Origin of the sequence: Mesorhizobium sp. B2-3-7 (assembly GCF_006442695.1) — a bacterium.
Lineage (GTDB): Bacteria > Pseudomonadota > Alphaproteobacteria > Rhizobiales > Rhizobiaceae > Mesorhizobium.
The window spans coordinates 549,048-568,753 of the sequence record NZ_VFVV01000002.1 but is presented as its reverse complement, the minus strand read 5'-3'; the positions used below and the strand labels follow the sequence as shown (position 1 = coordinate 568,753).

Here is a 19,706-nt window from a genome sequence, read left to right as displayed (position 1 = left end):
CGAATTCGAGTCTTGGAAGCGCATTGCATTGCGGTATCGCACCGGGACCCGTAGACTGAAGTGCTCCAGGCTGATGCGGCCGCATAGTGACGAGGACAGTGGATGAGCGCCGGAGCCTTGACCAGGGATAACGAAGTTCCGAATGCCGACCGGCAGCGATGGCTGGCCCTGGCTGAAAAGGCGCTCGCCGGCGCATCTTTCGAGGAAAAACTGGTCTCGCACACCGATGACGGCATCCGCGTGGAACCGCTTTATGAGCGCGCGGCGGCGGCCGAGCCGATCGTGCGCGCCAACCCCGGATCGCCGTGGATCGTCAGCCAGCGCATCGACGATCCCGACATTGGTCGCGCCAAAGCCCAGGCGCTGGAGGACGTCGCGCAGGGCGCGACGGGATTGTCGCTCGTCTTCGAAGGTGCCCCGAACGCCTTCGGCTACGGCCTGCCGAGAACGGCGCAGGCGCTGGAGACGGTTCTGGACGGCATCCCGTTAAACCGCGTCCAGATCCGGATCGACGCCCACCCATGGAGCCGCCCCATGGCCGACTGGCTGGTGGCGTTCCTTGGCAAGCGCCGCTCCGATCCGGCAAAGCTCAACCTCTCCTTCGGCATCGATCCGGCGGCGATCCTGGCCGGAACCGGCCGGTTGCGCATGTCGATCGAGGCGCTGCAGGAATCCATGCCGCAATCGCTGGCACATTTCTTTTCAATGGGCGTGCCCGGCGTGCTGCTCGAGGCGGATGGGCGGGTGTTCCACAATGCCGGCGCCACGGAGGCGCAGGAGCTTGGCATCATGCTCGCTTCGGCCGTCTCCTATCTCAGGATGTTCGAGAAAGCGCGGCAACCGCTCGTCTACGCAGCGCCCCATATCGGGTTTGCGCTGAGCGCCGACCAGGATCAGTTCCTGTCGATGGCCAAGGTCAGGGCCTTGCGCAGGCTGTGGGCTCGCGTCCAAGAAGCCTGCTCGATCCCGACTTCGACGGCCAATATTCACGCCGAGACGTCGTTTCGGATGATGACGGCATTGGACCCGGAGACCAACATCCTGCGCACGACGATCGCCTGCTTCGCCGCGGCGGCGGGCGGAGCCGATTCGATCGCTATCCTGCCGCACACCGTCGCGCATGGCCTGCCGGCGCCTTTCGCACGCCGCGTGGCCCGTAACGCGCAGTTGATCATGGCCAATGAAAGCCACATCGATCAGGTCGCCGATCCCGCCTGCGGCTCCGGTGGCGTCGAAGCGCTCACCGCTGGCCTCTGCGAAGCGGCCTGGTCCGAGTTGCAGGCGATCGAGGCCGAGGGCGGCGTGCTGTCCAGCCTTCAGGACGGACGCATACAGGAACGTGTTCGCACCGCCGCCGCCCAGCGTGCTGCCGCCTTCCGATCCCGCGAGCGCGCCATCGTCGGCGCCACGCTCTATCCGCAGAAAACCGAGCGCGCGGTCGAGACGCTGGCCGCGGAGCGGCGATCTGCCTTCACGGAAGGCATCGTCATGTGCGAGCCGCTGTTTCCGGTCCGCATCGATCAAGCGATCGGAGCCGCTTCTTGATTCCGGATTTCAGCCAGGTCGGCTGGGCGCCGCCTCGGCGGGCGCCGGTCGAGATCAAGGGCCAGCGGATGACGCCGGAAGGCCTTGCCGTCAAACATCTGTACAATCAGGGCGATCTCAAGGGGCTGCCGCATCTCGACACCTATCCGGGCATGCCGCCCTTCGTGCGCGGACCCTATCCGACCATGTATGTCCAGCAGCCGTGGACGATCCGGCAATATGCCGGTTTCTCGACGGCGGAAGAGTCAAACGCCTTCTACAGGCGCAATCTTGCCGCCGGCCAGAAAGGTCTGTCGGTCGCCTTCGATCTCGCCACGCACCGCGGCTATGACAGCGATCATCCGCGGGTGGCCGGCGATGTCGGAATGGCGGGCGTGGCCATCGATTCCATTCTCGACATGCGCCAGCTCTTCGACGGCATTCCGCTCGGCGAGATGACGGTGTCGATGACCATGAACGGCGCGGTGCTGCCGATCATGGCGCTCTACATCGTGGCTGCCGAGGAACAAGGGGTTGCGCAGAAGGATCTCGCAGGGACCATTCAGAACGACATTCTGAAGGAGTTCATGGTCCGCAACACCTATATCTATCCGCCGAAGCCCTCGATGCGGATCGTGTCGGACATCTTCTCCTACACATCCAGGCATATGCCGAAATTCAACTCGATCTCGATCTCCGGCTACCATATGCAGGAGGCCGGCGCGACGGCGGACCTGGAGCTCGCCTATACGATTGCCGACGGAATCGAATATGCCCGCGCCGGCGTCGCGGCCGGGCTCGACATCGACCGCTTCGCCCCGCGCCTGTCCTTCTTCTGGGCTGTTGGCATGAACTTCTTCATGGAAGTCGCCAAGCTCAGGGCGGCGCGGCTGCTGTGGTCAAGCCTGATGATGAAGAATTTTTCCCCGAAGGACGAGCGTTCGCTGTCCTTGCGCACCCACTGCCAGACTTCTGGCTGGTCGCTGACGGCGCAGGATCCCTACAACAACATCATCCGCACGATGATCGAGGCGATGGCCGCCACACAGGGCCATACACAATCGCTGCACACCAATTCCTTCGACGAGGCCATGGCGCTGCCGACGGATCATTCGGCCCGTATCGCCCGCAACACGCAGCTGATCCTGCAAAAGGAATCCGGCACCACGCGCATCATCGATCCGTGGGGCGGTTCGGCTTATCTCGAGAGGCTGACGCATGATCTGGCAGCGCGTGCGCTTGCCCATATCGAGGAGGTCGAGGCGCTCGGCGGCATGGCCGCGGCCACCGAGAAGGGCATTCCCAAGCTGCGCATCGAAGAGGCCGCCGCCCGCACCCAGGCGCGCATCGATTCAGGCGAGCAGGTGCTGGTCGGCGTCAACGCGCACCGGCCCGGTGCGGATATCGAAGTCGACGTCTTGAAGATCGACAATGCCGAGGTAAGAGCCCGGCAGCTATCGAAGCTGCAGCGGCTGAAGGGCACGCGCGACGTCGCGGTGCTCGAGAATGCGCTCGCAGCGCTCTCCCGCGCGGCCGAGAGCGGCGAGAACCTGCTCGAATTCGCCATCCACGCCGCGCGCGCCAATGCGACGGTCGGGGAGATTTCGCTGGCGCTGGAAAAGGTCTTTGGCCGCCACATCGCGTCGGTGCAGACGATTTCCGGCGTCTACCGCCAGGCGCTCGGCGACAATCCGGCCGTCGACCGGCTGCAGGAGAAGATCGGCGCGTTCGAAAAGAAGACCGGCGGCAAGCCGCGCATCCTGGTCGCCAAAATGGGACAGGACGGACATGACCGCGGCCAGAAGGTGATCGCCACAGCCTTTGCCGACCTCGGCTTCGACGTCACCGTCGGCGCCATGTTCCAGACGCCGGAGGAGATCGCGAAGCTCGCCCACGAGCAGGATGTGCACATTGTCGGCGCGTCGTCGCTGGCGGCGGGACATCTGACGCTCATCCCGGAACTCAGGGATGCGCTGAAGAGGCTCGGCCACAGCGACATGCTGATCGTTGCCGGCGGCGTGATCCCTCCGCAGGACTATGATGCCGTGCTGCAAGCGGGTGCGGCGGAAATCTTCCCGCCCGGTACCGTGATTCCGCAAGCAGCGGAGCGGCTGATCGACCGGCTGCTGGCGTCCTGAGTTATCGGCACGAGTGTGTCCGAGCCTTCCTCCCATTCGTAAGTTATAATTTCTGTTGCAACAACACAGCGACCGAGTTATAATCGGCGTTGCAACAGGGATGATCCAGCATGAACACCACCATTCGCAAGATCGGCAATTCCGAAGGTGTGATCCTGCCCAAGGAGCTACTCGACCGCCTGAATCTCAAAGCCGGTGATCAGCTTCAGGTTCTCGAAACGGACAAGGACATCGTCCTCAAACCGGTCGACGATAGTTTCGAGCGGCAGATGGAAGCTGCTCGCAAGGTCATGGACAAGTACAAGGTCGCGCTCCAGAAGCTCGCCGAATGAACTGGGAGTTCCTGTCGCGCCGCGCGGTCGAAGCGATGCATGCCGAACAATTGCGCCGGCATGGCGGCGCACAAGGTTTGCGGGATGAAAATGCACTTGAATCGGCACTGGCCCGGGCCGAGAACAAGGCTAATTACGGCACTCCGTCGATTGAAGATCTTGCAGCAGCCTATGTCTTCGGCATTGCCAGAAATCATGCCTTTGGCGACGGCAACAAACGCACGGCTATTGTCGCCACCGGCGCCTTCCTGATCGTCAACGGTCACGTCCTGACGGCGGACAACGGCACGCTTTATGAATTCGTGATGGCTATCGCCGCCGGCGAGATCGATGAAGCGGGTGCCGCCGCATTTTTTCGCGACCACATCGTGAAGACCGAGGACTGATGTTGGGGTTCAGCCGCCCGCGCTCAGCTTGACGATTTCCCATTCCTTGCCATTGACGGTGGCCACATCGCCGACCTTCTTGCCAAACAAAGCAATCGCCATTGGCGATACATGGGAAATGCTGCCTTTCGATGGGTCAGCCTCGTCCTCGCCGACGATCTTCCAGTGCACCTTCTTGCCGTCGTCGGCTTCGAGCGTGGCGCCCATGCCGAAGCGGATTACATCGCTCCCGGGCTCGGGCACCGAAAGCTCGGCACTTTCGCGCCGCGCGGTCCAATAGCGCAGGTCGCGAGATACCAGTGCGATGCGCTCGCGGTCTCCCCGCCGCTCGGCTTTGGCCAATATGTCGCGCAGATCGGCCAGATTCTCGTCGATCATTGCCAGGCCACGCTCCGTCACCAGGTTGCGGTGTTGACTGATCGGCCGTTCGCCGACGCCTGCGATGGCGTTTTCGCTGTCTTCCTCGCGGGTAAAGGCTCTGCTCATTCCTTGAACTTATGCCCGCCCTCACGACTTCACAAGTCATTGCCCTCGCCGGGGACGCAGGTGCCTGACTGGCACGAATCCTGCCACTAGATGGGCAAAAGCCAGGACCTGTGCCGATGTTGAACAGACGCAAGCTGCTTGTCCGGACAGCCGGTTTTGCCGTGTTCGGGCTTTCGCTGGGCAAGGCAGCCGCCGCGAGCTTGCCCGGCGTCGAGAATGCCTCGATGCGCGGATCGATCAACGCCACCGAGCTTGGCGTGCAACCCGGCACCTTTGACGATCAGAGCAAGGCTTTCGCCAAGCTGCTGCGCGAGGCCAGCGATCGCGACATGCCGGTTTTCCTGCAGCCCGGCACCTATGTCGTGTCCAACCTGACGCTGCCCGGCCGGGTGCGCCTTACCGGCGTGCCTGGCGCAACGCGCATCGTCTATGGTGGCGACGGCCACCTGTTCATGGCCGAACAAGCCGATCACATCGAGCTCAGCGGCCTGGTCCTCGACGGCTCAAACCGCTCGATGGGCGACTACGCGCAAGGACTGCTCGATCTGCGCCGCGTGGCGCATCTCATCGTCGATAATTGCCAGATAACCGGCAGCGGCAAGAACGGGCTGGCGCTCGAGCACGCGGCGGGCCGGGTCGAGCGCACGGAAATATCCGGAGCGGCGGACGCCGGCATCTATTCGGTCGAGGCCGCAGGGCTGGCGATCACAGGCAACACCGTCTCCGACTGCGCCAATGGCGGCATCCTCGTGCACCGCTGGCAGGCGGCGGAGGACGGCACCATCGTCACCGGCAATCGGGTCGAACGCATCGCGGCGCGCGGCGGCGGCACTGGCCAGAACGGCAATGGCATCAATGCCTTCCGCGCCGCCAACGTGATCGTCTCCGGCAATATCGTTTCGGACTGCGCATTCTCCGCCATCCGCGCCAACAGCGCCAGCAATCTGCAAGTATCGAGCAACACTTGCATGCGTTCCGGCGAAACGGCGGTCTATTCCGAATTCTCGTTCGAGGGCGCCGTTATCAGCAACAATATCGTCGATGGTGCCGCCAACGGCATCTCGATCGTCAATTTCAACGAAGGCGGACGCATGGGTGTTTGCTCGGGCAATATCGTGCGCAACCTGTCGACATCAGGCCCCTACCCCGCCGACCCGCCGGGATTCGGCGTCGGCATCGGCGTCGAGGCCGACACCACAGTGTCCAACAACGTCATCGAGAACGCGCCGCTCTACGGCATATCGATCGGCTGGGGACCGTATCTGCGCAACGTCGTGGCCACCGGCAACATCATCCGCAAGGCGGGCACCGGCATCGTCGTCAGCGTGGTCGACGGTGCCGGAACCGCCATCATCTCCGACAATGTCATCGACGGCGCACGCAATGGCGCCATTGTAGGGCAGCGCTGGGCCGACCCGGCCACGGGCGATCTCGCCGCGTCAGCCGATACCGGCTTTCCGCATCTGACCGTCGAGCGCAATCACGTCAGTTGAGAAACGTCTGTCTCAGGCCAGTGCCGCCGTCGGCCTGAGCGCACCGACCGTGGCGCCTATCCGGCTTTCGATGGGTGCATTCGCCATTTCGAGCAGCTTCGCCGCCAAAACCTCGTCCGCACGCAGCAGTCGGGCGATGATTGCGGCCACCATGGATTCGGCGGCCCGGCCGGCACCATCATCGCATTTGAGTGCGATGCCGAGGCCAAGCTCGGGAAGCGCCGCGCAATGGACCCCTTCGGCGCCGCCCTTCGCAAATATTCGGCCAGGCGCCGCCTGCATCAGCGCGAGATCGGCGCGGCCTGTGCCGGCGACGAAGAACGGCTCGGCCATGCAAGCCGACAACAATCGCTTTGCCGCCCTGGCGCGCCCGGGCGCGAAGCCCCTGCCGGTCACCATGCGGGCAAAGCCAAGCGCGAAACTCCTGAGCGGCACCGCGTAGGTCGGGATCGAACAGCCATCGGTCGCGCGCTCGTCGGCGCCGTGGCGAGCTCCTGTCACCGCCTGCATGGCGTCGCGCACCATCTCCTGCAAGGCGTGATCCGCCCTGACATAGCCTTGAGGCTCGATGCCTGAATGGACGCAGGTGCAAAGAAAGCCGGAATGCTTACCGGAGCAATTGTTGTGCAAAGCGTTCGGGGAACCGCCTGCGCGGGCGAGTGCGATCGTCGCGTCATGGCTCGACGGCCAATGCGCGCCGCATTCAAGCGCCGACCCGTCCACCCCGGCCCTGGCGAGCATCGACCGCGCCAGTTCGACGTGGGCCGGTTCGCCCGAATGAGAGGCGCAGGCCAGCGCCAGTTCGCGGTTACCGAAGCCGTAGGCATCGGCGGCGCCGCTTTCGACCAGGGGCAGCGCCTGGATCGCCTTGACCGCGGAGCGCGGAAACACCGGCCTCGATGTGTCGCCGATCTCGAGAACCGGCTTACCATCGGCATCGAAAACCGCGACCGCGCCTCGGTGCGCGCTCTCGACGATGGCGCCACGCAGAACTTCGATCAGAACCGGATTTGTCATGTTGCCCCCGCGGATGCGGGTCGCTTTTACCGAATCCGATCGAGAATGGAAACGTAGTTGGCGACCGCTGCGCCGCCCATATTGAATATACCGCCAAGCTTGGCGTTGGGCACCTGGATGCCGCCGGCCTCACCGACGAGCTGCATGGCGCTCAGCACATGCATCGACACGCCGGTGGCACCGATCGGATGACCCTTCGCCTTCAGGCCGCCGGACGGGTTGACCGGCAGCCGCCCGTCCTTTGCGGTCGTGCCGTCCAGCGCCAGCCTCGCGCCCTCCCCGGGCTTCGCCAGGCCCATGGCTTCATATTCGATCAATTCGGCGATGGTGAAGCAGTCATGCGTTTCGACGAAGGAGAGATCATCAAGCGTCACGCCGGCATTCCTGAGCGCCCGGCTCCAGACCTGCTCGCAGCCTTCGAAGGTGAGGATGTCGCGCTTCGACATCGGCAGGAAATCCTGCACGTGCTCATTGGCGCGGAAGGTGACGGCGCGGCGCATCTTCAGTGCCGTCGCTGTATCGGTTAGGACGAGAGCGGCGGCACCGTCGGAGACCAGCGAGCAGTCGGTGCGCTTCAGCGGGCCAGCGACGAAGGGGTTCTTCTCGCTCTCCTGGCGGCAGAATTCGTAGCCGAAATCCTTGCGCATCTGCGCATAGGGATTGTCGACGCCGTTCTTGTGATTCTTGGCGGCGATCAGGGCAAGCGCATCCGACTGATCGCCGTAGCGCTGGAAATAGGCTTGTGCGATCTTGCCGAAGACGCCGGCAAAGCCGGCCGGCGTGTCGCCATCCTCGGGCAAATAGGAGGCTTTCAGCAGGTTCCTGCCGATCTCGGGGCCAGGCGTCGTCGTCATCTGCTCGGCGCCGACCACCAGCACGATGCGGGCGGCATTGGCATCGATGGCGCGGATGCCTTGCCGGACAGCGGCCGAACCGGTGGCGCAGGCGTTCTCGACGCGCGTCGCCGGCTTGAAGCGCAGCCGGTCGTCGGCCTGGAGGACAAGGCTGGCGGTGAAATCCTGTGCGGAAAAGCCGGCGTTGAAATGTCCGAGCACAATCTCGTCGACGTCGTCCGGGCCAATGCCGGCATGGTCGAGCGCCTCGGTTGCCACTTTGACGATCAGGCTCTCCAGCGTTTCGCCTTCAAGCTTGCCGAAGCGCGAATGCGCCCAGCCGACGATGCATGCGGTCATGGCAACCTCCATTTGCCGCGGATCCTAACACGTCATATCGCGGCCTGAGCACTCAATATTGTTCAATAATGAACCGTTTTCCAGTCCGCGGGATGAGCCAGAGCCGACAATCGGTTGTTGTTTGGGCTGGATTTTTGTTGATTGACCCGTCAATAAAAAATAATCTTCACCGAAACAATGGGAACAGCATGCCGAAAGTCGGAATGGAGCCACTGCGCCGCAAAGCGCTCATCGACGCGACGATCTCGGCGATCGGCGAGCGCGGCTCGCTTGACGTGACGATGTCGGAGATCGCCGGGCGCGCCGGCGTGTCGTCGGCGCTGGCCCATCACTATTTCGGCGTCAAGGATGAGCTGCTGTTCGCGACGATGCGGCATATCCTGGCCGAACTGACCACAGACATGCGGCGCGCGCTTCAATCCACCGGTTCCCCACGCGAACGCGTCTCGGCGGTCGTGGCCGTCAACTTCTCCGAGATCCAGTTCCGTGCCGAAACGATCGCCGCCTGGCTCGCCTTCTATGTCGAGGCGCAGAAATCGGCTGCGCTGCGCCGGCTGCTCAGGATTTATGCGCGGCGGCTGCATTCGAACCTGATGAGCGGGCTGGCCGGCATCCTGTCCCGAGCCGAGGCCGACCGCGTCGCCGAAGCGACGGCGGCGATGATCGACGGGCTCTATATCAGGCGCGCGCTCAAGGACGGCGTGCCCGATGCCGCGACCGCGATCGCATTGGTCGAGGACTATCTCGAAACGAAACTCAGCGGACGGCAGACGCAGTGACACGCAAGCACCCTAACTTCCTGATCGTCATGGTCGATCAGCTCAACGGAACTTTCTTTCCGGACGGGCCGGCTGACTTCCTGCACGCGCCGCATCTGAAGACGTTGGCCGCCCGCTCGGCGCGCTTCCGCAACAATTACACCGGCTCGCCGCTCTGTGCGCCGGGCCGTGCCTCGTTCATGAGCGGCCAGTTGCCGTCGCGCACCGGAGTCTATGACAACGCCGCCGAGTTCGCCTCGTCGATCCCGACCTTCGCTCATCATCTGCGCGCCGCCGGCTACCATACTTGCCTGTCGGGCAAGATGCACTTCGTCGGGCCGGACCAGTTGCACGGCTTCGAGGAACGGCTGACCACGGACATCTACCCCGCCGATTTCGGTTGGACGCCGGATTATCGTAAGCCCGGCGAGCGCATCGACTGGTGGTATCACAATCTGGGTTCGGTGACCGGGGCCGGCATTGCGGAAACCACCAACCAGATGGAATATGACGACGAGGTCGTATTCCTCGCCACGCAGAAGCTCTACCAGCTTTCGCGGGAGCAGGATGATGAGGAGCGCCGGCCCTGGTGCCTGACCGTTTCGCTGTCACATCCGCACGACCCCTATGTCGCGCGCAAGCAGTACTGGGATCTCTACGAAAATTGCCAGGCGCTCGACCCGGAAACCAATTTCATTGCGTATGACGAACAGGATACGCATTCGCAGCGGCTGTATGTCGCCAGCGATTATCCGTCGTTCCAGATCACCCCTGAGCAGGTGCGCCGTTCGCGGCGTGGCTATTTCGCCAATATTTCCTATGTCGACGACAAGCTCGGCGAGCTCCTGGACGTCCTCAAGCGAACGCGCATGCTTGACGACACCACCATCCTGTTCTGCTCCGACCATGGCGACATGCTCGGCGAGCGCGGCCTATGGTTCAAGATGAGCTTCTTCGAGGGCTCGGCGCGGGTGCCGCTGATGATTGCCGGCAGGGGCGTTGCGGCCGGGCTGATCGAAGCGCCGGTTTCCAATCTCGACGTGACGCCGACGCTTTGCGACCTCGCCGGCATCGACATCGATGCCGTCGCGCCATGGACCGATGGCCAATCGCTGCTGCCTCTGATCGACGGTGAGCGGCGCAGCGCGCCTGTGCTGATGGAATATGCGGCTGAGGGTTCATACGCGCCTCTGGTGGCTATCCGCGAGGGCCGATACAAGTTCGTCCATTGCGAGCTCGATGCGCCGCAACTGTTCGATCTCCAATCCGATCCGCTGGAGCGGGAAAACCTCGCGGCAGATCCGGCCAACGAACCGCTGGTCGCGGCGTTCATGGACAAGGTGCGGGCGCGCTGGAACATGGCCGCCTTCGACGCTGCGGTGCGCGAAAGCCAGGCGCGCCGCTGGGTCGTCTATCGGGCGCTGCGCAACGGCGCCTACTACCCTTGGGATTTCCAGCCGCTGCAGAAAGCGTCCGAGCGCTACATGCGCAACCACATGAACCTCGACAATCTCGAAGAGAGCAAGCGGTATCCGCGAGGCGAATGATGACTACGCTTGTCCCCTCACTCGACCACCTGAAGCAAGCCTATGCGGTCACCGCCAAGGCGACGCAGATCACGCCGCTGCTGGAATCGGCGGCGCTCGCCAGGGAAACCGGCGCCGCTCGCGTCTTCGTCAAGGCGGAATCGCTGCAATGGGCGGGATCGTTCAAGGTTCGGGGCGCCTATTGGCGGCTGAAGCGGCTGTCGCCCGACGAAGCCAAGAAGGGCGTCGTCGCTTATTCTTCCGGCAATTTCGCGCAAGGACTGGCGGCTGCGGGCCAGGCGCTCGGCATTCCCGTCACCATCGTCATGCCGATCGACGCGCCGGCCGCCAAGCGCGACGCCACAGCAGGCTACGGCGCGCGCGTGGTACTTACCGATCACGGCGAGCGCGCGCGTGAGGAAGTCGCTGCCGCCAAGGCGCGCGAGATCGCCGAGACCGAAGGGCTGACATTGCTGCATCCCTTCGACGATCCGGAAATCGTGGCCGGCCAGGCAGGTGCCGGGCTGGAGGCACTGGAGCAGCTTTCTGCCAAGGGCGCGAAGGCGGACGTGCTGTTCTGCTCGGTCGGCGGCGGCGGCCTGATCGGCGGCGTTTCGCTCGCTTTCCACTATCTGTCGCCGGCCACGGAAATCATCGGCGTCGAGCCCGAAGGTTTCAACGGCATGGGCGCCTCGTTGGCGCATGGCAGCATCGAGACCATGCCGCTCGCCCCGAATTCGATCTGTGACGGGCTGATGTCGCGGCGGCCCGGCGACGCGCCGTTCGCGGCGGTCAGAACCGCCGGCGTTCGCGGCATCACTGTCGACGACGCCTTGGTGCGGCGGGCAATGAAAATCGCCTTCGAGCGGATGAAGCTGGTGCTTGAGCCGTCCGGAGCTGCCTCGCTGGCGGCACTGCTCGGCGGCAAGGTGGATGTGGCCGGCAAGACCGTCCTTGTGGTGGCTACCGGCGGCAATGTCTCGCTCGCCGATTTCATCACGCATATGAACGATGGGCGCATATGAACAATGCTTGAAGCGGATTTCGTCATCATCGGCTCCGGCTCCGCCGGCTCGGCCATGGCCTATCGCCTGTCGGAGGATGGCAAGCACTCGGTCATCGTTATCGAATTCGGCGGCTCCGATATCGGGCCGCTGATCCAGATGCCATCGGCGCTGTCGATCCCGCTCAACATGAGCCTCTACGACTGGGGTTTTGCCAGCGAGCCCGAGCCGCATCTCGGCGGCCGCGTGCTGGCGACGCCGCGCGGCAAGGTGATCGGAGGCTCGTCCTCGATCAACGGCATGGTCTATGTGCGCGGCCACGCCCGCGACTTCGACCACTGGGCCGAACAGGGAGCCGCCGGCTGGGGTTTCGCCGACGTGCTTCCCTATTTCAAGCGCATGGAAGATGCGGAGGGCGGCGAGGACGGCTGGCGGGGCCGTGGTGGGCCGCTGCACGTGCGGCGCGGCACGCGGAAAAACCCGCTCTATGGCGCCTTCGTCGAGGCGGGCCGCCAAGCCGGCTTCGAACTGACCGACGACTATAATGGCTCCAGGCAAGAGGGGTTCGGCCCGATGGAGCAGACCATTTTCGGCGGCCGCCGCTGGTCGGCGGCATCAGCCTATCTGAAGCCGGCGCTCGGGCGCAAAAACGTAAGCTTGGTCAAGGGCTTTGCGCGACGGGTGATCATCGAGAATCAACGCGCCATCGGCGTCGAGATCGAAGCTCGCAAACAGATTCAGGTCGTTAAGGCGCGACGTGAGGTGATCGTCGCGGCATCGTCGATCAACTCGCCGAAAATCCTGATGCTGTCGGGAATCGGGCCTGCAGAGCATCTCAGGGAAAACGGCATCGCGGTGGTAGCCGATAGACCCGGCGTCGGCCGCAACCTGCAGGACCATCTGGAACTCTATATCCAGCAGGAATCGACAAAGCCGATCACGCTAAATTCGGTGCTCAATCCGTTCTCCAAGGCGATGATCGGGGCGCAGTGGCTGTTCTTCAAGACCGGCCTTGGCGCCACCAATCATTTCGAGGCGGCTGCCTTCGTGCGCTCGCGCGCCGGCGTCGACTATCCTGATATCCAGTACCACTTCATCCCGGCGGCGGTGCGCTATGACGGCAAGGCGGCGGCGAAGTCGCATGGTTTTCAGGCGCATGTCGGGCCAATGCGCTCGAAGTCGCGCGGCTCGGTGACGCTGCGCTCGCCGGATCCGAATTCGAAACCGGTGATCCACTTCAACTACATGTCGCATCCCGACGACTGGAGCGAGTTCCGCCACTGCATCAGGCTGACGCGCGAGATTTTCGGCCAGAAGGCCTTCGACGGCTTCCGCGGCCAGGAAATTTCGCCCGGCAGCCACGTGCAATCGGACGACGACCTCGACATCTTCATCAGGGATCACGCCGAAAGCGCCTATCATCCCTGCGGCACCTGCCGGATGGGCCGCGCCGACGAGGTCACGAGCGTCGTCGATCCGGAATGCCGCGTGATCGGCGTCGAGGGCCTGCGGGTAGCCGATTCCTCTATCTTCCCGCGCGTCACCAACGGCAACCTCAACGCGCCGTCGATCATGACTGGCGAGAAGGCTTCCGACCACATTCTCGGCCGCACGCCGCTGGCGCCTTCCAACCAGGAACCATGGATCAATCCCCGCTGGCAGGCGTCCGACAGATAGAGCATGATCGTGCAACCGCACGATCGGCATGCCGCTAAGACGATTTGGAGAAGCCCATGCGCGCCCAGCCAACGGCATCGCACTATGTCAACGGACGCTACATAGACGACGAGCAAGGCGCGCCACTGCCGGTCATCTATCCGGCAACCGGCGAGACCATCGCCCTGCTGCGCTCGGCGACGCCGAACGTGCTGGAACTCGCCATCGAGGCTGCGCGTGCCGCGCAACCGGCTTGGGCGCGGCTGAAGCCGGTGGAGCGCGGCCGCATCCTGCGCCGCGCCGCCGACATCTTGCGCGCCCGCAACGCCGATCTTGCCCGCCTCGAGACGCTCGACACCGGTAAGGCGATTCAGGAAACGCTGGTGGCGGATGCGCCATCGGCCGCGGATTGCCTGGAATATTTCGGCGGCGCGGTTGCAGCTTACAATGGCGAGGCTGTCGATCTGGGCGGGCCCTTCGCCTACACGCGGCGCGAGGCGCTCGGCGTTTGCGTCGGCATAGGCGCCTGGAACTATCCAATCCAGATCGCCGGCTGGAAATCCGCGCCCGCGCTCGCCATGGGCAACGCCATGGTGTTCAAACCATCGGAAAACACGCCATTGTCGGCATTGGCCCTGGCCGAGATCTACAGCGAGGCAGGCCTGCCCGACGGGCTGTTCAACGTCGTGCAAGGCTATGGCGATGTCGGCGCCAGCCTAGTCAGCCACGATGTCGTGGCCAAGGTGTCGGTGACCGGCTCGGTGCCGACCGGCCGCAAGGTGCTGTCGCTCGCCGGCTCGAAGATGAAGCACGCGACGATGGAACTCGGCGGCAAGTCGCCGCTGATCGTCTTCGACGACGCCGATCTCGAGAATGCCGTCGGCGGCGCCATGCTCGGCAATTTCTATTCGACGGGGCAGATCTGCTCCAACGGCACGCGCGTCTTCGTCCAGAAGGGCATCCATGACCGCTTCGTCGACCGGCTCGTCGAGCGAACCAAGAAGATCCGCATCGGCGACCCACTCGATGCCGAAACCCAGATGGGCCCGCTGGTCAGCAAGGCACAGCAGGAGAAGGTCGTCTCCTACATCGCGGCGGGCAAGCAAGAAGGCGCCACGCTCGCCTGCGGCGGCAACGTGCCTTCGCTGCAAGGTTTTGAAGGCGGCTTCTTCGTCGAGCCGACGGTGTTCACCGGGGTGAGCGACAGCATGCGCATCGCGCGCGAAGAAATCTTTGGGCCTGTCATGAGCGTGCTGAAATTCGACGGCGAGGACGAGGTGGTCGAGCGCGCCAACGACACTGAGTTCGGTCTCGCGGCCGGCGTGTTCACGCGCGACCTGTCGCGCGCCCACCGCGTCATCGCCGAGCTGCGGGCCGGCACGTGCTGGATCAACACCTACAACCTGACCCCGGTCGAAATCCCCTTCGGCGGTGTCAAGCAATCCGGCATTGGGCGAGAAAATTCACTGGCCGCGCTGGCGCTCTATTCGCAGATGAAGGCGGTTTATGTCGAGACCGGGGATGTGGTCAGCCCTTATTGAGCAAAATGTCGTCGGGACAGCGCCTCTTTCTCAGCCGCCCTTCTCGGCAGTCCCATCCAGATACTGCGTGAGCGCGCACACGAGATGATAAAAAATGCTGGCCGGCACATCTGATGCCCGCGAGCGGCCGCGCTCGTCGACGCGGTCGATCCACAGACCCAGCGGCGCCGGGTCGATGTGCCAGCGGAACAGCCGGCCTACGCGTTCCTCGATCTCCGGCTTGAGATCGGGTCCGCCAGAACCGTCCAACGCAATCGCCGCCTTGACCGCTTCGGCCTGTGGCCAACTACGCGAGACCAGGTCCAGCGGCAGACCCTGCCGGGAGACGGCGCCATACGCAAGGCCTGTGGCGCGGTTGAGGCCATTGGCGATGGCCGAGGCATAGAGTTTCCTGGCGAAGCCACTCAGTTCGGCCTGGCCGCTAAGAGCGGCGAAATCGACAAGCAGCGCGGCCCATTCGAAATGATGGCCGGGCTCGGTCCAGGTACCCTTCTCGCCCGCCACGGGCCTCCAGCCGGCGTCGAAATATTCACCCAGCGTCCAGCTTTCGGGATCGAAGAAGTGGTTGCGGAACAGGTCGATGATGCGTGCCGCGCGGCGCAGATAAGCGCGCTCGCCTGTCGCCTCGTGCCAGGCGAGGAAGGCTTCCAAAAAATGCATGTGCGGATTGGAGCGCCGCTCGCCCTGCCCGTCCGAGGTTTCGAGAAAGCCGGTCATGCGGCTATCCTCGAGATGGGCATCGAGGAAGGCGAAGGTCTCTTCGCCGAGCCGCAGCGCATCCGGATGGCCCGACATGTGGGCATGCGCCAGCGCCAGAAGCACGCAGGAATGATCGTAGGCGTCCTCGACCGGGTCGGCGACCGAACCGTCGATGTCGAGGGTACGCACCCAGCCGCCCCTTGCCGTTCGGCCGCTTCCGGCCATGAAGTCGATGCCGTGGGCGATGAGCCGGTCGGCCGGGCCGTCCCAGCCGCGTTGCTTGGCGACCGCAAAGGCGTAGACCTGGCGGGCCTGCGTGCGCATGCGCTTGGGCTTCATCAGCGGCGTGGCGTCGAAGCCAAGAGCCTCGTGGAATCCGCCATAGCGTTCGTCGACGCCTGATGTCGACCACAGCGGAAGCGTCTCCTGAAACAGCCAGTGATGGACGCGGCGACGCCAAGCGCCGCTTTCGATGACCCGGTCGTGGGCAGGCGTGAAGCGGGTTTCCAACCGGCCGGATTTTTCGAGCTGCTCAACGATCTTCTTGACGTGCTGGCTATGGCTGACCGGGGCGACGAAGGTAGCGTCCGATGTCGAGACGATGGCGACATCTCTCATGCCGATGGCCGACAGCAGCCGGCCATCGCTGCGAATGTAGGAATTCTCGCAATCGATGGCGACGACGTCGCCGGCGATGACATTGCCTTGGCTATCGGCAGGCCCGACATCGAGCAGCGACTGCCAGGAGCCGAGATCGTTCCAGCGAAAGCTGGCCGGCACCATGGCGATGTCCTTTGCCCGCTCCATGATGGCATAGTCGATCGAGACCGAAGGAATGGCGCCGTAGAGGTCCAGCGGCATGTAGAAGCCGGAAAGGTCCGATGTCGCAGCCTTGTAGGCAGCTTCGGTCGCCTGCCAGATCTTCGGCTCGAAAGCTGCGAAAGCATCACGCATGGCGCCGGCGCGAAACAGGAAGATGCCGGTGTTCCAGTGGAAATTGCCGGCTTCGAGATAGGCCTGGGCGGTGGCAAGGTCCGGCTTTTCGACGAAGCGCGAGACATCGAACACGCCTGCTCTTTCGGCGGCGACTTCGATGTAGCCATAGCCGGTCTCCGGCTGTGTCGGCTTGAGGCCGAACACCACCAGCCGCCCGGCGCTGGCAGCGGCGGTGCCCGCCTCGACGCTCTGCCAGAATTGCCGCGCGGTCGAAATCTCGTGATCGGACGGCACCACCAGCACCAGTTCGTCACCGAATTCGGCGAGCGTGCGCAGGCTTGCCAGCGCCACCGCCGCGGCGGTGTTGCGGCCGGTAGGTTCGAACAGCGGCCCACCGCCGGCAAGGTTTATGCCGGCGAGATCGGCATGGACGCGCTCGGCATGGCGTTCGGAAGCGATCATGAAGATGGGCGTATCGCCGCTGGGCCGTGACGCCAGCCGGCGCAAGGTCTTTGCCAGCATCGAGCCGTCGCCCGAAAGGTCGTGGAACTGCTTGGGATTGTCCTCGCGCGACAGCGGCCAGAGCCGCGAGCCGACGCCGCCGCTCATGACGAAACTGACGATGCGCTGGCTCATGATGCCCTTGTCAAAAGATCTGGTTGTAGGCGCCGACTTCCGGACTACGGCGCAGCACCGCGTCGAACGTCTGCCGGCGCCGCTGCGACGATACCGGGCTCTCCACCACCACGACAAGCTCCGGCAATCCGAAACTGTTGGGCCGTGCTTCGCCAACGATCCTGAGGGTCAAGACTGGAAATCTCCGGGCGGCTGGAAACACAAATCGCGCAAACGTTTGCCGAGGAGTGCCCTACCACGGAAGCCTTTAAGCGGCGTTTATTCGAGGCGCTGAAACAGGCTCGCGAAGAAAGCTGGCGAAATGCGACAGAAGTGCTGCCATTGACGCTTGCAGGAACCAGATGCGGCGGCTATAAGCCCGCGTCTGGTCACGGAGTGTAGCGCAGCCTGGTAGCGCACCTCGTTCGGGACGAGGGGGTCGCAGGTTCAAATCCTGCCACTCCGACCAGAAAAACAAAGCGATACGCGTGTTTGTTGTTCCCGCTGCAGCGGCTCGATGTTTGATCGTCGCCTGCTCCAATTCATCGCTTTACGCAATTCCGGCTCCAATTCATCGCTTTACGCAATTCCGGACGGAAAAACCGCTGCGCACTTTTCCTGGAATTGGTTTAGCTGACGCGTTCTATGAGTTCGATTGCCGCTTTGGTGACGTCGGCGGCGTCAAGCCGTTGAACGCAATAAACGCCCCCTGCATTGCCCACCTTGCAGAGGCCCGGCGCTATGCACTTGCATGGCATCGGAGGCTGCAGCGTACGGTTGGGAACGCCAAGAGGCCCCCAGATGTCGGGTTGGGTCAGACCGAACAGGCCAACGACGGGCGTTTTCATGGCCGCGGCCAGGTGCATGGGTCCGCTTTCGTTGCCCAGGAAGATCAGGGCCTCGCCCAGCAGGGGCAAAAGGGTGGTCAGGGGTGCCTGGCCAACGAGATTCACGATCGGCGATGTTGCCGCATCCAACACCTTGCCTGCGATACCTGCCTCGTCCGGGCCGCCAACGATGACCGCCCGGAGACCCTTTCGACGGTAAATCTCTCCCAGGACCGATGCGAAACGATCCGGCTGCCAGCAACGGCCTGGGAAACTGGCGCCGGCATGGACGGCGACAAACGACTTCGTTTCCAATTCGTGTCGGGCAAGCAGCTGCTTTGCCTGACGCGAACCGGATTCGGTTGGCTTGAGGGACGGAATAGGATCGGTCACAGGAATGCCAAGGGCAAACAGCGGCGACAGGTACCGATGCAGATAATGCTCGCCGCCATGGCCGTATGTGGCGGCAAAGATGTTGGCGCTTTGGCGCTCCCAGAATTTCAGGGGCTGCTCCGATGGAACATAGCCTACGCGAAAAGGCGCCTTGACGAAGCGCATCACAAGCCGTGATGTCTTGGAGTCGGACAGATCGATGATAAGATCATAATCCGACTTCCTCAGATCGTGCAGGAGCCTGGTCATTCCGGACATGCGCTCGAAAGGGGAGCCGCGCATTTTGCCGCGATCGAGCGAAACCACGCTGTCGGCGATGCCTTGCTCCAGAACGAATTTCGCCAGCGCCGCCTGGCATAGCATGGTGATCGTCGCGTTCGGAAACTCTGCCCGCAGATGCCTGACCAGAACCGAAGTTAGAACAACATCCCCGATAAACTTCGTCTGATTTATGAGTATTGATTGTACGTTGCCAGCCTTCGGCAGCGCCTTTGCCGGCTCTTTTGAATTCTTGATCCAACTTTTCATGGAATGACTATTCCATTTCAGCCAAAAAGAATCCAAAATTTTCGACAAACGATCGATGTAGGCAATAGCCGCGCAATGACAAGCTCGTTCTGTCCGCTGATATAGGATATCGCCTCAGCCATCAACCAACCAGGAATATTTGTCAACGCAGATGGGGCTCGCAGGCTCTCTTTCAAGGGTTCCGCCGAGGTCGAACTCGTGTCCGTCGTGAATGTGAATGACCCCGGTTCGTTTCGGCGTACGCACGCATGCGGACATATCGGAGGGTGGCCATGGTCGCTTACGCTGGAGTAAGGTCGTGGACATGAAATTGCATTCGACCCCCAGCAGGCCGTTCATCCCCGTGCTCCTCCTCGCCCTTGTCGGAGGCTGCGCGTCGACCAGCGGATCGATCGATCCGGCGAATTACGACAAGATGACATGCGCCGAACTGAACAGCGCCATAGGCGAAGCCGCCAAAGGCATCTCGCAGACAGCCATCACGCGGGGCAAGGTCGCCAGCACCAGTGTTCCGAGATGGCTGCTGGGCGGCTCAAGCGTCAAGGCCGCCGTCGCCAATCGCGAAACGACCAGGATCGATCGGCTGAAGCAGCAGCAAGCGGCCATGGCCGCCGCCAGGGCGCGCAAATGCCCAGGGCTGGCGAGTTGAGCTGA

17 protein-coding genes and 1 tRNA gene are annotated in these 19,706 nt (G+C 63.3%); 12 read left to right on the top strand and 6 right to left on the bottom strand.

Annotated features, from left to right (window positions below; all coding sequences use genetic code 11):
- Nucleotides 1-102: 102 nt before the first annotated feature.
- The 4 genes from FJ940_RS06570 to FJ940_RS06555 all read left to right on the top strand — a co-directional run bounded on the left by FJ940_RS06570 (nt 103) and on the right by FJ940_RS06555 (nt 4,380).
- Nucleotides 103-1,545, top strand: a complete 1,443-nt coding sequence (locus FJ940_RS06570; protein ID WP_140517951.1) for a methylmalonyl-CoA mutase subunit beta — start codon at nt 103-105, stop codon at nt 1,543-1,545.
- Nucleotides 1,542-3,662, top strand: a complete 2,121-nt coding sequence (gene scpA / locus FJ940_RS06565; protein ID WP_140517950.1) for a methylmalonyl-CoA mutase — start codon at nt 1,542-1,544, stop codon at nt 3,660-3,662. The genes FJ940_RS06570 and scpA overlap by 4 nt, the downstream gene beginning before the upstream one ends.
- Nucleotides 3,663-3,772: 110 nt before the next feature.
- Entirely contained in the window at nt 3,773-3,994 is a 222-nt protein-coding gene (locus FJ940_RS06560; protein WP_140494768.1) for an AbrB/MazE/SpoVT family DNA-binding domain-containing protein, read from the top strand.
- The gene (locus FJ940_RS06555) at nt 3,991-4,380 is read left to right on the top strand and encodes a type II toxin-antitoxin system death-on-curing family toxin (protein ID WP_140520740.1); all 390 of its coding nucleotides are present in this window, start codon (nt 3,991-3,993) and stop codon (nt 4,378-4,380) included. The genes FJ940_RS06560 and FJ940_RS06555 overlap by 4 nt, the downstream gene beginning before the upstream one ends.
- A 9-nt stretch (nt 4,381-4,389) precedes the next feature.
- Here the strand turns inward: FJ940_RS06555 and greA are convergent, their stop codons facing one another.
- Nucleotides 4,390-4,866 carry a transcription elongation factor GreA gene (greA, locus tag FJ940_RS06550; RefSeq protein ID WP_140494772.1) on the bottom strand — a complete coding sequence of 159 codons (477 nt, stop codon included), beginning with the start codon at nt 4,864-4,866 and terminating at the stop codon, nt 4,390-4,392.
- 116 nt (nt 4,867-4,982) lie between these two features.
- Here greA and FJ940_RS06545 point away from each other — a divergent pair, with 116 nt between their 5' ends.
- The gene (locus FJ940_RS06545; RefSeq protein ID WP_140655853.1) at nt 4,983-6,359 is read left to right on the top strand and encodes a TIGR03808 family TAT-translocated repetitive protein; all 1,377 of its coding nucleotides are present in this window, start codon (nt 4,983-4,985) and stop codon (nt 6,357-6,359) included.
- A 12-nt stretch (nt 6,360-6,371) separates the two neighbouring features.
- On the opposite strand, the gene FJ940_RS06540 is transcribed toward FJ940_RS06545, so the two are convergent.
- Together FJ940_RS06540 and FJ940_RS06535 are read right to left on the bottom strand one after the other, a co-directional pair.
- Nucleotides 6,372-7,376, bottom strand: a complete 1,005-nt coding sequence (locus FJ940_RS06540) for an asparaginase (RefSeq protein ID WP_140649135.1) — start codon at nt 7,374-7,376, stop codon at nt 6,372-6,374.
- Between the two features lie 26 nt (nt 7,377-7,402).
- A complete protein-coding gene (locus FJ940_RS06535) occupies nt 7,403-8,569 on the bottom strand; it encodes an acetyl-CoA acetyltransferase (protein WP_140655850.1) in 1,167 nt (388 codons plus the stop codon).
- 188 nt (nt 8,570-8,757) lie between these two features.
- Between FJ940_RS06535 and betI the strand changes: the two genes are divergently transcribed.
- The 5 genes from betI to betB are packed head-to-tail and all read left to right on the top strand — an operon-like array spanning nt 8,758 to nt 15,054.
- Nucleotides 8,758-9,348 (top strand): transcriptional regulator BetI, encoded by a 591-nt coding sequence (gene betI, locus FJ940_RS06530; RefSeq protein WP_140494780.1) that lies wholly within the window; start codon nt 8,758-8,760, stop codon nt 9,346-9,348.
- On the top strand, nt 9,345-10,874 hold the full coding sequence (gene betC / locus FJ940_RS06525) for a choline-sulfatase (RefSeq protein WP_140517945.1): 1,530 nt from the start codon (nt 9,345-9,347) through the stop codon (nt 10,872-10,874). Before betI ends, betC begins: the two co-directional genes overlap by 4 nt.
- On the top strand, nt 10,871-11,878 hold the full coding sequence (locus FJ940_RS06520) for a threonine/serine dehydratase (protein ID WP_140520747.1): 1,008 nt from the start codon (nt 10,871-10,873) through the stop codon (nt 11,876-11,878). Before betC ends, FJ940_RS06520 begins: the two co-directional genes overlap by 4 nt.
- Before the next feature lie 3 nt (nt 11,879-11,881).
- The gene (gene betA / locus FJ940_RS06515; protein ID WP_140649132.1) at nt 11,882-13,534 is read left to right on the top strand and encodes a choline dehydrogenase; all 1,653 of its coding nucleotides are present in this window, start codon (nt 11,882-11,884) and stop codon (nt 13,532-13,534) included.
- Between the two features lie 56 nt (nt 13,535-13,590).
- A complete protein-coding gene (betB, locus tag FJ940_RS06510; RefSeq protein ID WP_140649130.1) occupies nt 13,591-15,054 on the top strand; it encodes a betaine-aldehyde dehydrogenase in 1,464 nt (487 codons plus the stop codon).
- Between the two features lie 30 nt (nt 15,055-15,084).
- On the opposite strand, the gene FJ940_RS06505 is transcribed toward betB, so the two are convergent.
- Both FJ940_RS06505 and FJ940_RS28395 read right to left on the bottom strand, forming a co-directional pair.
- Nucleotides 15,085-17,325, bottom strand: coding sequence for an AGE family epimerase/isomerase (locus FJ940_RS06505; RefSeq protein ID WP_140494790.1), 2,241 nt, complete (start codon nt 17,323-17,325; stop codon nt 15,085-15,087).
- 10 nt (nt 17,326-17,335) lie between these two features.
- Nucleotides 17,336-17,497, bottom strand: coding sequence for a hypothetical protein (locus FJ940_RS28395; protein WP_181167211.1), 162 nt, complete (start codon nt 17,495-17,497; stop codon nt 17,336-17,338).
- Between the two features lie 199 nt (nt 17,498-17,696).
- Here FJ940_RS28395 and FJ940_RS06500 point away from each other — a divergent pair.
- Nucleotides 17,697-17,773 (top strand) — tRNA-Pro (locus tag FJ940_RS06500).
- Nucleotides 17,774-17,933: 160 nt separating this feature from the next.
- Here the strand turns inward: FJ940_RS06500 and FJ940_RS06495 are convergent.
- Nucleotides 17,934-19,052 (bottom strand): glycosyltransferase family 9 protein, encoded by a 1,119-nt coding sequence (locus tag FJ940_RS06495; protein WP_140520751.1) that lies wholly within the window; start codon nt 19,050-19,052, stop codon nt 17,934-17,936.
- Between the two features lie 304 nt (nt 19,053-19,356).
- On the opposite strand from FJ940_RS06495, the gene FJ940_RS06490 reads away from it, so the two are divergent.
- Entirely contained in the window at nt 19,357-19,701 is a 345-nt protein-coding gene (locus tag FJ940_RS06490; RefSeq protein ID WP_140555952.1) for a hypothetical protein, read from the top strand.
- Nucleotides 19,702-19,706: the final 5 nt, after the last annotated feature.

Coding starts and splice junctions, on each gene's coding strand:
- FJ940_RS06570 (WP_140517951.1), top strand. CDS start 103: ATGAGCGCCGGAGCCTTGACCAGGGATAACGAAGTTCCGAATGCCGAC.
- FJ940_RS06560 (WP_140494768.1), top strand. CDS start 3,773: ATGAACACCACCATTCGCAAGATCGGCAATTCCGAAGGTGTGATCCTG.
- FJ940_RS06555 (WP_140520740.1), top strand. CDS start 3,991: ATGAACTGGGAGTTCCTGTCGCGCCGCGCGGTCGAAGCGATGCATGCC.
- greA (WP_140494772.1), bottom strand. CDS start 4,866: ATGAGCAGAGCCTTTACCCGCGAGGAAGACAGCGAAAACGCCATCGCA.
- FJ940_RS06545 (WP_140655853.1), top strand. CDS start 4,983: ATGTTGAACAGACGCAAGCTGCTTGTCCGGACAGCCGGTTTTGCCGTG.
- FJ940_RS06540 (WP_140649135.1), bottom strand. CDS start 7,376: ATGACAAATCCGGTTCTGATCGAAGTTCTGCGTGGCGCCATCGTCGAG.
- FJ940_RS06535 (WP_140655850.1), bottom strand. CDS start 8,569: ATGACCGCATGCATCGTCGGCTGGGCGCATTCGCGCTTCGGCAAGCTT.
- betI (WP_140494780.1), top strand. CDS start 8,758: ATGCCGAAAGTCGGAATGGAGCCACTGCGCCGCAAAGCGCTCATCGAC.
- FJ940_RS06520 (WP_140520747.1), top strand. CDS start 10,871: ATGATGACTACGCTTGTCCCCTCACTCGACCACCTGAAGCAAGCCTAT.
- betA (WP_140649132.1), top strand. CDS start 11,882: ATGCTTGAAGCGGATTTCGTCATCATCGGCTCCGGCTCCGCCGGCTCG.
- betB (WP_140649130.1), top strand. CDS start 13,591: ATGCGCGCCCAGCCAACGGCATCGCACTATGTCAACGGACGCTACATA.
- FJ940_RS06505 (WP_140494790.1), bottom strand. CDS start 17,325: ATGAGCCAGCGCATCGTCAGTTTCGTCATGAGCGGCGGCGTCGGCTCG.
- FJ940_RS06495 (WP_140520751.1), bottom strand. CDS start 19,052: ATGAAAAGTTGGATCAAGAATTCAAAAGAGCCGGCAAAGGCGCTGCCG.
- FJ940_RS06490 (WP_140555952.1), top strand. CDS start 19,357: ATGAAATTGCATTCGACCCCCAGCAGGCCGTTCATCCCCGTGCTCCTC.